This window comes from Kitasatospora sp. NPDC048722 (assembly GCF_040650235.1).
Lineage (GTDB): Bacteria > Actinomycetota > Actinomycetes > Streptomycetales > Streptomycetaceae > Kitasatospora.
The window spans coordinates 98,148-111,094 of record NZ_JBEZGX010000002.1; the positions used below are offsets into that span (position 1 = coordinate 98,148).

15 protein-coding genes are annotated in these 12,947 nt (G+C 75.0%); 5 read left to right on the plus strand and 10 right to left on the minus strand.

The features are described from left to right. Window positions 1-8 precede the first annotated feature (8 nt). Complete coding sequence (locus tag AB0C76_RS02410) at window positions 9-1,088, plus strand: hypothetical protein (protein ID WP_359958385.1); 1,080 nt, start codon at window positions 9-11, stop codon at window positions 1,086-1,088. Window positions 1,089-1,151: 63 nt separating this feature from the next. On the opposite strand, the gene AB0C76_RS02415 is transcribed toward AB0C76_RS02410, so the two are convergent. The 5 genes from AB0C76_RS02415 to AB0C76_RS02435 all read right to left on the minus strand — a co-directional run bounded on the left by AB0C76_RS02415 (window position 1,152) and on the right by AB0C76_RS02435 (window position 5,084). Beyond that, the gene (locus tag AB0C76_RS02415; protein ID WP_359958388.1) at window positions 1,152-1,478 is read right to left on the minus strand and encodes a deoxyxylulose-5-phosphate synthase; all 327 of its coding nucleotides are present in this window, start codon (window positions 1,476-1,478) and stop codon (window positions 1,152-1,154) included. A 49-nt stretch (window positions 1,479-1,527) separates the two neighbouring features. Beyond that, entirely contained in the window at window positions 1,528-2,262 is a 735-nt protein-coding gene (locus AB0C76_RS02420; protein ID WP_359958390.1) for a polysaccharide deacetylase family protein, read from the minus strand. Then, the gene (locus AB0C76_RS02425; RefSeq protein WP_359958393.1) at window positions 2,259-3,047 is read right to left on the minus strand and encodes an SDR family NAD(P)-dependent oxidoreductase; all 789 of its coding nucleotides are present in this window, start codon (window positions 3,045-3,047) and stop codon (window positions 2,259-2,261) included. Before AB0C76_RS02425 ends, AB0C76_RS02420 begins: the two co-directional genes overlap by 4 nt. A 114-nt stretch (window positions 3,048-3,161) precedes the next feature. Then, entirely contained in the window at window positions 3,162-4,049 is an 888-nt protein-coding gene (locus tag AB0C76_RS02430) for a hypothetical protein (protein ID WP_359958396.1), read from the minus strand. Window positions 4,050-4,280: 231 nt separating this feature from the next. Next, window positions 4,281-5,084 carry an SAM-dependent methyltransferase gene (locus tag AB0C76_RS02435; protein WP_359958399.1) on the minus strand — a complete coding sequence of 268 codons (804 nt, stop codon included), beginning with the start codon at window positions 5,082-5,084 and terminating at the stop codon, window positions 4,281-4,283. 240 nt (window positions 5,085-5,324) lie between these two features. Between AB0C76_RS02435 and AB0C76_RS02440 the strand changes: the two genes are divergently transcribed. Together AB0C76_RS02440 and AB0C76_RS02445 are read left to right on the plus strand one after the other, a co-directional pair. Further along, window positions 5,325-5,909: a sigma-70 family RNA polymerase sigma factor gene (locus AB0C76_RS02440; RefSeq protein WP_359958402.1), complete on the plus strand. Its 585-nt coding sequence runs from the start codon at window positions 5,325-5,327 to the stop codon at window positions 5,907-5,909. After that, window positions 5,906-6,676 carry a hypothetical protein gene (locus AB0C76_RS02445; RefSeq protein WP_359958404.1) on the plus strand — a complete coding sequence of 257 codons (771 nt, stop codon included), beginning with the start codon at window positions 5,906-5,908 and terminating at the stop codon, window positions 6,674-6,676. Before AB0C76_RS02440 ends, AB0C76_RS02445 begins: the two co-directional genes overlap by 4 nt. Window positions 6,677-6,730: 54 nt before the next feature. On the opposite strand, the gene AB0C76_RS02450 is transcribed toward AB0C76_RS02445, so the two are convergent. The 5 genes from AB0C76_RS02450 to AB0C76_RS02470 form a co-directional block, all read right to left on the minus strand. Then, window positions 6,731-8,398 carry a condensation domain-containing protein gene (locus AB0C76_RS02450; RefSeq protein WP_359958407.1) on the minus strand — a complete coding sequence of 556 codons (1,668 nt, stop codon included), beginning with the start codon at window positions 8,396-8,398 and terminating at the stop codon, window positions 6,731-6,733. A 113-nt stretch (window positions 8,399-8,511) separates the two neighbouring features. Next, a complete protein-coding gene (locus AB0C76_RS02455) occupies window positions 8,512-9,168 on the minus strand; it encodes a 4'-phosphopantetheinyl transferase superfamily protein (RefSeq protein ID WP_359958410.1) in 657 nt (218 codons plus the stop codon). Beyond that, window positions 9,165-9,923 carry a hypothetical protein gene (locus AB0C76_RS02460; RefSeq protein WP_359958413.1) on the minus strand — a complete coding sequence of 253 codons (759 nt, stop codon included), beginning with the start codon at window positions 9,921-9,923 and terminating at the stop codon, window positions 9,165-9,167. Before AB0C76_RS02460 ends, AB0C76_RS02455 begins: the two co-directional genes overlap by 4 nt. A gap of 4 nt (window positions 9,924-9,927) precedes the next feature. Beyond that, complete coding sequence (locus AB0C76_RS02465) at window positions 9,928-10,218, minus strand: phosphopantetheine-binding protein (RefSeq protein WP_359958416.1); 291 nt, start codon at window positions 10,216-10,218, stop codon at window positions 9,928-9,930. 77 nt (window positions 10,219-10,295) lie between these two features. Next, window positions 10,296-11,228, minus strand: a complete 933-nt coding sequence (locus AB0C76_RS02470; protein WP_359958419.1) for a 3-oxoacyl-[acyl-carrier-protein] synthase III C-terminal domain-containing protein — start codon at window positions 11,226-11,228, stop codon at window positions 10,296-10,298. A gap of 141 nt (window positions 11,229-11,369) precedes the next feature. Between AB0C76_RS02470 and AB0C76_RS02475 the strand changes: the two genes are divergently transcribed. Together AB0C76_RS02475 and AB0C76_RS02480 are read left to right on the plus strand one after the other, a co-directional pair. Further along, window positions 11,370-11,675: a hypothetical protein gene (locus AB0C76_RS02475; RefSeq protein ID WP_359958422.1), complete on the plus strand. Its 306-nt coding sequence runs from the start codon at window positions 11,370-11,372 to the stop codon at window positions 11,673-11,675. After that, entirely contained in the window at window positions 11,672-12,844 is a 1,173-nt protein-coding gene (locus AB0C76_RS02480) for a glycosyltransferase (RefSeq protein WP_359958425.1), read from the plus strand. The genes AB0C76_RS02475 and AB0C76_RS02480 overlap by 4 nt, the downstream gene beginning before the upstream one ends. Window positions 12,845-12,947 lie beyond the last annotated feature (103 nt).

Here is a 12,947-nt window from a genome sequence, read left to right on the forward strand (position 1 = left end):
CGCCGCTCGTGCCGCACGCACTGCTGGTCTCCGGCTCGCTCGGCCACGGCCACGACGTCATGGCCCGGGCCTGCGCCGACACGCTCCGGGAGCGCGGCTGGACCACCGACACCGTCGACGCGATGGCGCTGCTCGGCGAGCGCTCCGGCGCGGCCGGGGAGGCGGTGTTCCGGCGGCTGCTCGACCTGCCGGGGGTCTACGACGCCTTCCACTTCTCCGCCCTGCGGCCCGGCGCCCGCATCGCGCTGCTCGCCGACGCGGCGGCCCGCTCCCGGCTGGTGCCCGCACTGCGGGAACTGACCGCCCGGCAGCGGCCGGATCTGGTCGTGTCGGTGTTCGCCACCGCGACCTCGGCCGTCAACCGGCTGCCGGAGCGGGGCTTCAAGCACTTCGTGTTCTGCACCGACGTCACCCCGCACCGGCTGTGGGTGCAGGAGGGAACCGACCTCTTCCTCGTCACCTCCGAGGTCGCCGCCTGCGCGGTGCGGCGCCACCGCCCGGACGCGGAGATCGCCGTGCTGCCCGCCCCGCTGCGCGCGCCGTTCTACCGCCCGCCGGGCCGCGCCGGGGCACGGGCGGAGCTGGGCGTGCCGCCGGACACCCGGTGCGTGCTCCTCATGTCCGGCGCCTGGGGCCTCGGTCCGCTCGCCCGGACCGCCGCCTCCCTCGCGGCCGCCGGGCCGCACGTGCTCGCGGTGGCCGGGCGCAACGCGGAGCTCGAACGGCGGCTGCGGCGGGCCGCCGCCCGCGAACCGCGCCTGCACCCCTTCGGGTACACCGAGCGGATCCCGGCACTCATGGCCGCGGCCGACCTCGTCGTCACCAGTTCCGGCGACACGTGCAGCGAGGCCCGGGCGCTGGGGCGGCGGATGCTGCTGCTCGACGTCGTCCAGGGGCACGGACGGGACAACCTGCAGCACGAACTGGAGCTCGGCCACGCCGACGTGACGAACGCCCACCCGGCCGACGTGGTCCGCAACGCCCTGGCCGCGCTGACCCGCCCGGAGCCCGCGCCGTCCCTCGGCGCGACGCCGGACGCGTGGCGCGACGGGTTCGGCGCAGCGCTGGAGAAGGCGGGGCTGGGGTAGGAGCGGGGCTGGGCTGAAGGCGGGCCCGGGATGAGGGAGGGCCTGGGACAAGGCGCCGCGGTGTCAAGGGAGTTCGCGACGCACCAGCGCCTTGTGAGCCGGCTCGCCCGTCCTGCGCGCGTGGGCGAGGCGGGCCCGGACCTCGGGGAGGGTGCGCGGGCGGTAACCCGGGCCGCCGCAGCAGCTCTTGTGGAAGCCGATCCCCGCGTTCAGCAGCACGGACAGCGTCCGCCAGGCCGCGGTGTCGCGGCGACGGGGCGCGGCGAAGGCGGAGCCCGCGTGGAACATGGGCCCGGCGCAGCGCGGGCAGAGCCGTTCCAGCGCGCCGTAGGGCTTCTTGTACGTGGCCCGGCAGGGCAGGCAGACGTACGAGGTCTTCGCGTGGGCCATGGGCCGAGCGTAGCGGGCGCGCCGACGGGTCGAACGATTGTCGGGCCGCTCAGGACGGCGGCCGGTCCGGGGGCACCGCGTGGTCGCGGAGAGGGCCGAGGGTGAGGGCGTGCGCGCGGCAGTGGGCGGCGATGAGCGGGAGGGCGGCGAGGGTGGCACGCCAGGAACCGGGGGCGGAGGTGCAGTCGGAGTCGTGGAGGAGGAGCGTCGCGCCGCCGGTGAGGCCGGGGCGGGCGGTGGCGTGGACGGACTCGCCGGTGGCCTCGGCCGTCCAGTCGCGGCCCCACGCCGTCCACAGGACGCTGCGCAACCCGAGGCGGCGGGCGGCCAGCGCGGGGCCGGCGGTCAGCACGCCGTACGGCGGCCGGTACCAGAGCGGGCGGGCGCCGCACAGGCCGGTCACCGCCTCGGTGGCGCGCCGGAGTTCGCGCAGGTCGCGGGCCGGGGCCGGGTACCACTGCTGACGGTGGTGCCAGCCGTGCACGGCCACCTCGTGGCCGCGGGCGACGAGTTCGCGGCCGAGGGCGGGTGCGCGGTCGAGCATCGCACCGAGGAGGAAGAACGTGGCGCGGGCGCCGAGTTCGTCGAGCGCGTCGAGGACGTACGGGGTGCTGCGCGGGTCCGGTCCGTCGTCGAAGGTCAGGGCGACGTGGCCAAAGGCCGCCCCGAACCCCGCGGTTCGGCGAGCCACCGTCCGGCGCAGCACCGGGAGGCGGACGGCCGCCGGGGCCAGGTGGAGGAACTCGACCGCGGCCGCGGCCGCGAGGAGGTGGCGGGCCCTCACCCGAAGCGGGACGCCATGCGGCGGAACACGCCCGGCGCGGCGCCGTGGATGCGGGCCGGGACGCCCAGCCAGTGCGGCACGAACAGGCGGTCGCGCTCGGTGCGGATCGTCGCCACGACGGTGTCCGCGACCCGCTCCGCCGGCACCGGGCGCGGGCGGTCGCGCTGGTACGGGGTGCCGCGGCGGTCGAAGAACTGGGTCTCCACCGCGCCCGGCAGCACCAGCCGCACGCCCACCCCGGTGCCGCGCAGTTCGTACCAGAGGCTCTCGGCGAACATCGCGAGGCCGCCCTTGGTCGCCGAGTAGCCGGACTCGTCGCGCACGCCGACCTGGCCGGCAATCGAGCCGAGCAGGACGATCCGCCCGTGCCGGCGTTCCAGCATGCCCGGCAGGAGGAGGCGGACGAGCCGCAGGGGGGCGGCGAAGTTCACCTCGATCATCCGGTCGAGGGTGTCGGACGGGGTGTCCTGGAAAGCGCCGCGCCAGCCCAGGCCCGCGCTCGCGACCAGCACGTCCACCCGGCCGGCCGTCTCCAGCGCGGCCTCGGCGAGGCGGGCCGGGCCGTCCGGCTTGCTCAGGTCCTCGGGCAGGGCGACGCCACCGGTGCGGGCGGCGACCTCGTCGAGCCGGGCGCGGTCGGTGCCGGAGAGCAGCGGCCGCCAGCCGGCCGCGGCGAGGCGGGTCGCGGTGGCCAGGCCGATGCCGGAGGACGCGCCGGTGATCAGCACCACGGGGCGTTCGGGCGCCCCCCGGTGCCGGGACCCTCGGTGGGCTTCGTCCGCCATCGCGCACCTGCCGCTCTTCCGCCCTGCGTGGACGCCGTCCGTTTTGTCCGGCAAATCACCTTCGCACGGCGGCGCCGCGCGGGCTACCGGGAGGTCGTCGCGCGGCCCACTGCGCTAGCGGGGCGGGACCGCCGGCTCCGCCCGCGAGCCGGCTCCGGGGGCGACCGCCTCGGCCGACTCCCCCTCCAGTTCGCCGAACCGGGACAGCGCGAACGTGCCGCCCACCGCCACCGCGAAGCCCGCCAGCGCGCACCACTCGAAGCCCGGCCGGGCGACGTCGCCGAGTGCCACCACCCCGACCAGGGCCGGGCCGAAGGTCTCGGCGACCGTCCCGGCGGCCGTCGCGGCGGTCACCGTGCCGCGCTGCAGCGCGAGGGCGTACGCGAGGTAGCCGCCGAGACCGCCCAGCACGAGGGCGTACGCGGCGGGGTCGGCGAGTACGGACGTCAGCCGCTGCGCGTCGAGCACGCGGACGGCGAGGCTGGTCACGCCGAACCCGACGCCGGCGAGCAGGCCGAGGCCGGCCGCGGCGACCGTCCCGTTGCGCCGCACGAGGACGACGGTGAACAGCACCATGACGACGGTCGTGCCGAGCAGCGCCCAGTGGAACGCGGACGGCGCGTACTCGCGGCCCTCCTTGCCCGAACCCAGGGCGAGCAGCGTCAGGCCGAGGACCACCGCCACGATCCCCGCCAGGTCGCCGCGGCGCAGCCGCGCACCCAGCAGCCAGACGGCGGCGAGGGCGGTGACGGCGAGGCTCGCGTTGGTGACGGCCTGCACGAGGAAGAGCGGGAGACTGCGCAGCGCCACGATGCTCAGCACGAAGCCGGCGATGTCCAGCAGCGTGCCGAGGACGAACTGCCACGACCGGACGAGCGCCGCCAGCAGGCCCGCCCGCACCCGGTCCGCGCGCGGCGCCGACCTGGCCCCGCGCGCCTGGAACACGGCCCCGAAGCCGAAGCAGACGGTCGCGACCAGCGCAGTCGAGAGTCCGAGCAGCATGCTTCTCCCAGCCTCGGGGGCAGCACCGATCCACCACCAGTCTGTGACAGGAGGGGCGGGGCCGCACGGTTCGCGGGGCGGCCGCGTGACCGGGGAGTGTGATCGAGGAGCGTGACCGAGGAGCCTCGTCGGCCTGCGCGTGCGACCCCTGGCGTGGGGTGGACACGGTGCAGCGCCGTTCCGGGGGAGGCGTGGCGGGCACACCGGCGATCGAGCGCACGGCCGTCGGCCTCACGGTTTGAGGGCCACGCCCGAGTAGCACGCGGCCTCGCTGTCGGTGACGGCCGGGTCGTCGGGAGCAGGGCGCCAGCGCGGGGTGGGGACGATCGTCGGGGCGATCAGGGTCCAGCCGTCGAAGAAGCGGGTGAACTCGGCCCGGGTGCGGGGCTGGGTGGCGGTGCCGGCCGCCGCGTAGATGTGGATCAGCCGGGCGACCTCCTCCGGGGCGAACTCCGGGCTGACGTGCGTCATCACCAGCGCGCTGCCGGGGGCGAGCGCCGACTTGAGGTGTTCGACCACCTCGCGCGCGCCGTGCGCGTCCGGGACGAAGTGGAACAACGCGTTGAGGGAGAGCGCGACCGGGCGGGCGAGGTCGAGGGTCTCGCGCAGGCCGGGCGCGGCGAGCAGGCCGGCCGGGTCGGTGACGTCGGCCTCGACGTAGGCGGTGCGGCCCTCCGGGGTGCTGGCGAGCAGGGCCTGGGCGTGGGAGAGGACGATCGGGTCGTTGTCCGCGTAGACGACCCGGGCACGGGGGTTCACCCCCTGGGCGGTCTCGTGCAGGTTGGGCGAGGTGGGGATGCCGGTGCCGATGTCGAGGAACTGGTCGATGCCGGCCAGCGCGAGGGCGCGGGTCGAGCGGTGGACGAAGGCGCGGTTGGCGCGGGCGGCGGCGCGCAGCCAGGGAGCGATCGCGAGCGCCTGGCCCGCGGCCTCACGGTCGGCGGCGAAGTTGGTGAAGCCGCCGAGGTAGTAGTCGTACATCCGGGCCGAGTGCGGGACGTTCAGCCGGAGATCCACCCCGTCGTACCGGTTCATCGCTCTCCCTGTGCGGCGTCTGCTGCGCAATGTGACCGATTGCTGCCCAGGCCGGGCGGGGGTCAACCACGGTCCCGTCCCGCTCAACCGCGCACGCAACCAGGCACTCATTCCCATGAGATGACAATCTGTATTCGCTTTGCAGCCTGGAGTGACAGGGCTGATGGAATGAGGATGGGCGCACACAGCCCGACCCTCGGGTGGCCCGGCGACCGGTCGGTGCCACGGAAAGCAGGCTCGATGACGATCGACAGGGGCGGCCGCGAGGCCCTCGCGGTGCCGGGCGAGTCCGTCAACCTCCGGATGGGGCTGGCCTATTCGGCGTTCTGCGAGACCCACGAACCCGCCTGGCACGCCCTGGCGCTCACCCGCATAGGCAACCGCGCCGACGTCACGCTCGTGGTGGAAGCGGTCAAGGAGGACCTCGCCCGGTGCTGGCCCCAGGTGCTGCGGTTCGAGGAGCCCGCCGCGTACGCCTGGCGGCTGGCGAACCGGCACATCGCCGACTGGGTGGCGGGCGAGGAGCCGGTGGCGGTCGAGGCGGTCACGTTCGCGGCCGTGATCGGAGCGTTCAAGCAGGTCGCGAACGGGCTGCTGCACAACGAGGCGGACGAGGTGCGGCTGTACGCGGCGATCCTCGAACTGCCGGACCGCCAGCGGGACGTGATCATCCTGCGCTACCTGCTCGGCCTGCACGTCAAGGTGATCGGGGCCTACCTGGACCGGCCGGTGGCCACCGTGCACTCCAACCTGCGGCACGCCCGGGAGCGGCTGGCGCGGCGGCTCGGGGTGGGCGAACTCCCGGACGGCGGGGGCGAGCAGTGACGCCCCGGCCGCGGCCCGGGCCGGAGCCCCAGCAGTACCCGGCCGAGCCGCACCCGCCGGTCGACGGGCCCGGCGCTCCCCCGCCCGACGGGGCGCGGAGTGCCGAGCAGGGGCGCGCGCCGTTCCACGTGCCCCGACCCGAACGCGCCCACGCCGAACGGATCGCCGCCCTGCGTCAGGCCCGCCTCACCGCCGGACCGCCCCACCTGCCGACCGAGCACGAGCAGGCCGCCTTCGAACTGGGCCTCGTGGTGGCCCTGGTGCTGGGCGCGCCGGACGCCTCGCGCGGACTCGACCTGCTGGTGAACGCGCGCCGCATCCAGCCCGAGGGGGCCGAGGTGTTCGGCGCGCTCCTGTACGCGACCGGGCGGGAGGAGGGCGCCGAGTTCTGGTGGCGCTTCGCCGCCGGGTCCGGCAGCGGGACGGCCGCGTACTGCCTGCATCTGCACCACCTGATGCTCGGCGAGACCGACGACGCGGACTACTGGCGCGCCTGGTCGGACCAGCTCGCCACGGCCGAACGCACGTACGGGCCACGGCCGTTGCGGGTGAGCCGGCCACTGCTCCCGGACGACGTGCGGCGCGACATCCTGTCCCGCTGCCACCGCGGGCTGGCGCCGCAGTTGCCGCCCGCGCTGGTCGCGGTGATCGACCGGCTGCCCGTGCAGGACGGCGGCGGGGACCCGCACGAGGTGCCGAGCCCGTGGGAGCTCACCTCGGGGGCGACGGCGGAGTGCTCGTGGAAATGGGAGGAGACGCAAGGGTGAGGCGGCGGCCGCTCGCTCCTCCTCCGTCCAGGTGAGTCAGGGCGCGCGGGACGTTCAGGCGAGTCCGGCGAGGCGCGCGGTGATCACGGGGTCGCGGCCGTCGCCCTCGGTCGTTCCGCAGGGCCCGTGGACGACGTAGTGGTGCGGTGCCATCACCGTGTCCCGGCCGGGGAGCGCCGCGACCACGGCCCGGTGGGCGTCGGCCGGGGTCAGCGCGGGGTCCCCGGTGGTGAGGCGGGCGACGAGACGGCCGTCGGCGAGTTCGACGGTCGCGGCGGCCCCGAGGACGTCGGCGAGGAGTGCACGGAGGGCGGCCAGGTCGATCCACGAACCGTCGACCTGCTGCCACTCCCCCGTCCGTGCGGTCGTCGGCAGGGCGGGCAGCGGGACCGGGCCGTGAGCGGCGGCGGCCAGGAGGGCGAGCAGGCGGCGGGCGAAGTCCTCGGTCTCGGCGGCGTCGAGCACCTGCGGGCAGGCGGACAGCACGAACTCCAGTACGCCCCCGTGCCGCAGCACCGTGAACATCAGCCGGACGCCGATCGGCTGGTCGGGCAGCCTGATCAGCTCCGGGTCGGCGACCGGGGCCGGGCGGGTGTCGAGTACGGCGTCGGGGACGGCCTGGCTGACGTCGTTCACGACCAGCCGCCGGGGGTACCGGGCGCCGCGCTGGTGCGCGGTGTCCTCGACCAGCCGCCAGACCTGTTCGGCGTCGAGCGTGCTGTGCCAGTACGCCCGCAGCGCGGCCGACTTCGCACGGCCGACCAGCCGGTCGAAGTCGGCGGCGCCGGTGTCGAGGAGCAGCAGCGCGTCCTGCGCGAGGGTGCCGACGTGGTCGGCCATCGCGGCGCGCTGCCGGTTCGACGAGAGCGCCGAGATCATCAGCTCGTGGCCCCCCGCCCGCTGGGCGGCCAGGGCCGCGAAGGCCGCGAGCACGACGACGGACGGGCCCGCACCGGTGCGGCGGCAGACGGCGGCGAGATCCCGCGCCCCGGCGGCGGAGCGGACCAGCACGGCGCCGACGCCGTCCGGCGGCCCGGCGATCCGCGCGTCCGCGAAGGGCGTGAGCGGGCCGGTGCCGAGCAGGCGTGCCCAGTGCCGCAGGGCGGCGTCGGTTCTTCGCAGGCCCCGCGGGCTCCGCTCGGCGGCGGCCACCCGGAGCGGGGTGGGGGCGGTGACGGGCGGGAGCTCCTTGCCGGCCGCGAGGTCGAGCCAGTCCTCGATGAGCACGGCGGTGGCCGCGCCGTCGGCGCCCGCGTGGCACACGACGGCGATCAGCCGCAGCACACGGTCACCGTCGGCGAGCAGGATGAAGCGGAGCCGGGGCGCGGCGGCGACATCGAACGGCAGGGCCACGTCGGCGCGCCCCAGCGCCTCGGCGAGCGGGTCGAGCCCGGCGGTCGGAACGTCGTCGGCGTCGACGACCGTGACGTCGAACTCGCCTTCCGCGTGCACCACTTGGCGGTCGGGGAAGCCGCCGTCCCCCGACCCCCTGGGGAAGGACGTGCGCAAGGACTCATGCCGCTCGACGAGTTCACGCAGGGCTCGAAGGGCGTTGGACACGGTCATGCCGTCCGGCACCGGCCAGACGGACTCCCGGTTGATCGCCGCCGGGGCGTCGTTGCGGATGCAACGGAGCATGTTGTCCTGGCCGAGCGTGAGCGGGCCCGTGCCGCTGCTCGCGCCGTCGTACCGAACGGTGATCCGTCGGCTGGTCCGTGTCACGTCGCACGCGCCTTTCGGCCGGCCCGGTTCGGACCGGGGGCGGGAATGTGTCCCGGACGCTACCAGCGGCCTCCACGACTGGTCCAGACCACATCACACATCGGACTCCGCTCTCAACTTCCCTGCCATGCTTCGCAGTTGACATGACAAGGCGAATCGCCGAGAACGGCGAGGGCGGCACGGAACGGACCCGGGACCGGGACGTCGGACAGCCACACCGGTCCAGCCCCGAGCGTGCCCGCATCCGCGAGCAGCAACGGCGACGGACCGTCGACGGACAGGCCGAAGGACTGCACGAGCCGGCCGCCGTACGCCTTCGCGCAGGCCTCCCGTCGGCACCACAACTCCGTGAAGCGCTCGGGCGACTCCAGGACGGCCCGCGCCTCGGCGGCCGGGAAGAAGCGCGCCGCCACCCGCCCCGCCACCCGCCGGCCGTGGATCCGCTCGACGTCGACGCCGACCGGCCGCCCGTCCGAAAGCGCCAGCGCGGCGAGGGAGTCGGAGGCGGAGTAGTTCACCTCCAGCCCGCCGGACCGCTCGGGCACCGGCTTACCGTACCGGCCGCGCCGCCACTCGACGTCGGCCGGACGCACGCCGAGCCGGGCGCCGACCAGTTGGCGGACGGCGCCGTGCACGACGGTGAAGCGTCGGCGCACCACGGGGTCCGCCCCGGCACACCGGGCACGCTCGCACTCGTCGAGAAGGTGCCACAACTCCTCCGCCACTTCCACGGGTTGGTCGGTCGGGATGAGCCAGACGTCAACGGTCACGGGAGCGCGAGCGTGTTCAGCACGCCCAGCCGGCGGTCGAAGCTCGCGACCAGGACCGGCCTTCGCTGCGGCAGCCCCTCGGCGAGCTCCGCCCACACACCGGTGAAGGGCTGGGCGGTCGGACCGTCCACGCCGGGGCCGCGCACCAGCACCGTTCCCGGGTCCAGTGACCCGGCGAGCGCGCGGACCTCCTTCTCCGGGTCGTCCGTGCAGGGCGTCTGGCGGATGTCCATCGCCCCACCCGGAGCCTCCTCGCACACCAGCACCACGGCACCGTGCCGCTGCGGCAGTCGGACCGGTGCGCCGGGCGCGTAGTGCAGCGCCGTCTGCTCGGCGACGACCACCACCGCCCGGCGGCAGAACCCGGTGCGGTGGTACTCGGCGGCAAGTCGCAGAGCGGTGAAGGCCGCGCCGAGCCCCTGGTCGCAGACCGCGAAGGCGAGCGGCGAACCCGGACAGGAGCGGCTCAGCGCCAGCGAGGACGGCGCGCCCGGACGGACGTCCGGGGAGTCGAAGGCCAGGATCAGCAGGTCGACGGGCTCGTCGTCGGCCAGTTCCTCGCGCAGCAGGCCCGCCGCCATCTCCTCGTAGGAGTGGCCGGCGCCCGCGCGCAGGAGGTCCTCGCGCACCGGAAGGCCGTACGGGCGGGCGAGGTCGGTGACGAAGACGCGCAGGTCCGGGTCGAGCGACAATTCCGACCGGCCGTCGAAGCTCCGGGCCCGGGCCCGGGTGATCCGCAGGCCGCGCGTGGCCACCCGGTCAGTCCTCGGGGATGACGTGCCCGGCGACGTAGTCGGCGAGGCTGGTGACCGAGCGCAGGTCCTCCTCGGTGATCTGCTCGACGTCGACCTGGATGTCGAGCGACTCCTCCAGTTCGAGGATCAGCTCGATGGTGCCGGCCGAGGTGAGGCCGAGGTCGTCGAAGAGGCAGGCGTCCTCGGGGATCTGCGGCAGGTCGCGCTTGAGGACGCGCGGCAGGAGCTCGCCGATGCCGTGCAGGATCCGCTCGCGCAGCTCGGGGTCAGTGGTCTGGACCACGGGTTCCGACATGGGTGAACCGTCCCGTCGTACGTGCGAAGTGGCTGAAGTGACTGGTGATGCCCGGAGGGATTCGATCTGACGGACCATCAGCACTGGACCGTCATCGCGGAGAAGGTGGCTCCGATCCCGGCGGCGGCGATCAGGTAGCGGTCGCCGCGGCGGAGCAGCCCCCGCGTCGTGGCGGTGTGGAGGTTGATCAGGCTGTCCGCAGCGAAACTGTGCCCCACGGACGGCACGTTGTCCAGCAGCACTTTCTCCACCGGGAGCCCGATCCGCCGCGCCAGCATCCGCCAGGAGGCCTGGTTGACGTTGTGCGGAAGCACCGCGGCCAGGTCCGAGAGGTCCAGACCGGCCTGCTCCAGGGCGGCCTCGATCGCCTCGGTCAGCACGGCCGGGTACTCGCGCTGGTAGCGGGCGAGGAGGTCCGGGTCCTCGGCCAGCCGGCCGTCGAACTCGGGGCGCTGGCGCACCGAGAAGGACAGCACGCGGTGCCGCTCGCCGGTCGCGCGGACCAGGCACGCGGCGGCGCCCTCGGCGAAGACGCCCGTCTCGGGCACCACCTGGGCGTCCCTCGTGAAGGTCTTCTCGCCCGCGACGACGAGGGCCAGCGCCTGGGGGTCCGGATCGCCGGCCAGCAGGCGGCCGGCCAGGTCGATCGCCAACAGGCCCACCGCGCAAGCGTGGTGGGTCACCGTGAAGGCGTTGGCGTGCGCCAGGCCACGCCGGGCGATCAGGTCGTGCAGGGGGTTGAGCGGGTAGGGCACCGCCACCGGCATGCTGCGGGCGTGGATCACGAAGCGGACGTGCCGTTCGCGTCCGTGCAGCTCCGTGAGGTTGTCGACGGCGGCGTCGAGCAGGTCGGGCAGCGTCCCGTCCGGGTCCAGTCGCAGCTGGTCCAGGCCGTGGAAGCGGCGGAAGAGTTTGAGTTGACGTGGGGTCAGGCCGATGCGCTCGCCCACCGCCTCGATGGGCACGGCGTGTGGGGGGAGGTGAACGGCCACTGCCTCCAGTGCGGTCACGCGGGCTAGTATTCCCACGCCCGGACCGGTCGCACAAGTGATCGCGGGCTCCTTCTCTTCGCATTTCCTTCGCTTTTCCCCCGCGCCGGCCATCGTCCCGGTCGCGTCCGCCCCGTGCCGTCGAGCAGGTGGAGCCATCCCGTGAACGATCCCGAACTTCCCGCATACGAGGGGGCCGCATCCGTCCGCCCCGATCTCCTCGCGCTGCTGGCCGAGGCCGCCGACGCACCGCCGGGGTGGACCGCCCGTGTGACGCCGGACGCCCGGCTCGACGGCGACCTCCTGCTCGACGAGACCGAACTCGCGGCGCTGGCCGAGGGCTTGCGCGGACGCTTCGGAGCGAGGGCCGATCTCGCCGCGCTTCGCGCCCGGTTGGACCTCGCCGCGCTGGAGGCGCTCACCGTGGGCGACGTGCAGCGGCTGATCTCCGGGGAGGCCGGAGCATGAGCAGGTTCCTCTTCGTCGTGCCGCCGCTGACCGGGCATGTGAACCCAGCCGTGGGCATCGCCGCCGAGCTCGCGGAGCGCGGCCACGACGTCCTGTGGACCGGCACCGAGACCGTCCTGCGCCCGCTCCTCGGGTCGGGCGCACACGTCCTCGGCACCGGCACCCGGGCGTTCCGCGCGCAGGGCGGGCACGGGCTCGCCGCGCTGCGCTCGCTCTGGGAAGGCTTCATCGTGCCGTACGCGCGGTTCACCTTGAAGCCGCTGGACGCGATCGTGCGCGAGCACCGGCCGGATGTCGTGCTGGTCGACCAGCACGCCCCGGCGGGCGGGATCGTCGCGCACCGGCACGGGCTGCCCTGGGCGAGCTTCGCACCGGGCGCGATGGAACTCGGTCGACCGTACCGGGCGTTGCCGCAGGTCGAGGCGTGGATGACCGGGCTCCTCCGGGGCCTGTGGGAGCGGGCCGGGCTTCCTGCGGAGGAGTACACCGACCTGCGTTTCTCCCCCGCGCTGGTGCTCGCGACCACCGGGTCGGCCCTCACCGGCACCCGCGCACACCCACCGGAGTACGCGCTGGTCGGGCCGGTCCACGGTGTGCGGCCGGCCGACCCGTCGTTCCCGTGGGAGCGGCTGCTGCCCGGGCGCCGGCGCGTCCTGGTCACCATGGGCACGCTGGCCGGCGAGCTCGGTGCGGACTTCCACGCCCGGGCCGTCCGGGCGCTGGAGCTCTGCGGGGAGGACGTGCAGCCGGTGTTCGCCGCACCGTGCGAGCTCCTGCCCGAACTCCCGTGGCACGCCGTCGCGGTGGACCGCGCGCCGGTCCTGGAGATGATGGCGCGCGGCACCCTGGACGCAGTGCTCTGCCACGGCGGGATGAACACCGTCGGCGAGGCGCTCGCGCACGGGATTCCCCTGGTCACCGCGCCGATCCGGCACGACCAGCCGTTCGTCGCGGCACAGGTCGAGGCCGCGGGGGCGGGGCTGCGGGTGCCGTTCGCGCGGGTCTCGCCGGAGCGGCTCGCTCGGGCGGTGCTCAGCGTCCTCGACGACGGGGAGTACCGGGCGGCGGCCGCCCGTGTCGGCACCGAGCTGCTGGCGGGCGGCGGAGCCCGTGCTGCGGCCGAGCGACTGGAGGCGCTGGTCAAGGGGCCCACGGCCGGGCCCCTTTAGCAGACCGGAAGATCGCACGTCCATTGGTCTAGGCCATTGTCTCCGCCCGGCCGACGCCCTAGGGTGGCGCCCGACAGCGGCCCCGCCGCGCCTGGAGCGGCGT

Excerpts from the sequence above, each read along its gene's own strand:
- AB0C76_RS02415 (WP_359958388.1), bottom strand. The coding sequence starts at position 1,478 with ATGGCCCACGCGAAGACCTCGTACGTCTGCCTGCCCTGCCGGGCCACG.
- AB0C76_RS02480 (WP_359958425.1), top strand. The coding sequence starts at position 11,672 with ATGAGCAGGTTCCTCTTCGTCGTGCCGCCGCTGACCGGGCATGTGAAC.
- AB0C76_RS02435 (WP_359958399.1), bottom strand. The coding sequence starts at position 5,084 with ATGAACCGGTACGACGGGGTGGATCTCCGGCTGAACGTCCCGCACTCG.
- AB0C76_RS02440 (WP_359958402.1), top strand. The coding sequence starts at position 5,325 with ATGACGATCGACAGGGGCGGCCGCGAGGCCCTCGCGGTGCCGGGCGAG.
- AB0C76_RS02425 (WP_359958393.1), bottom strand. The coding sequence starts at position 3,047 with ATGGCGGACGAAGCCCACCGAGGGTCCCGGCACCGGGGGGCGCCCGAA.
- AB0C76_RS02465 (WP_359958416.1), bottom strand. The coding sequence starts at position 10,218 with ATGTCGGAACCCGTGGTCCAGACCACTGACCCCGAGCTGCGCGAGCGG.
- AB0C76_RS02430 (WP_359958396.1), bottom strand. The coding sequence starts at position 4,049 with ATGCTGCTCGGACTCTCGACTGCGCTGGTCGCGACCGTCTGCTTCGGC.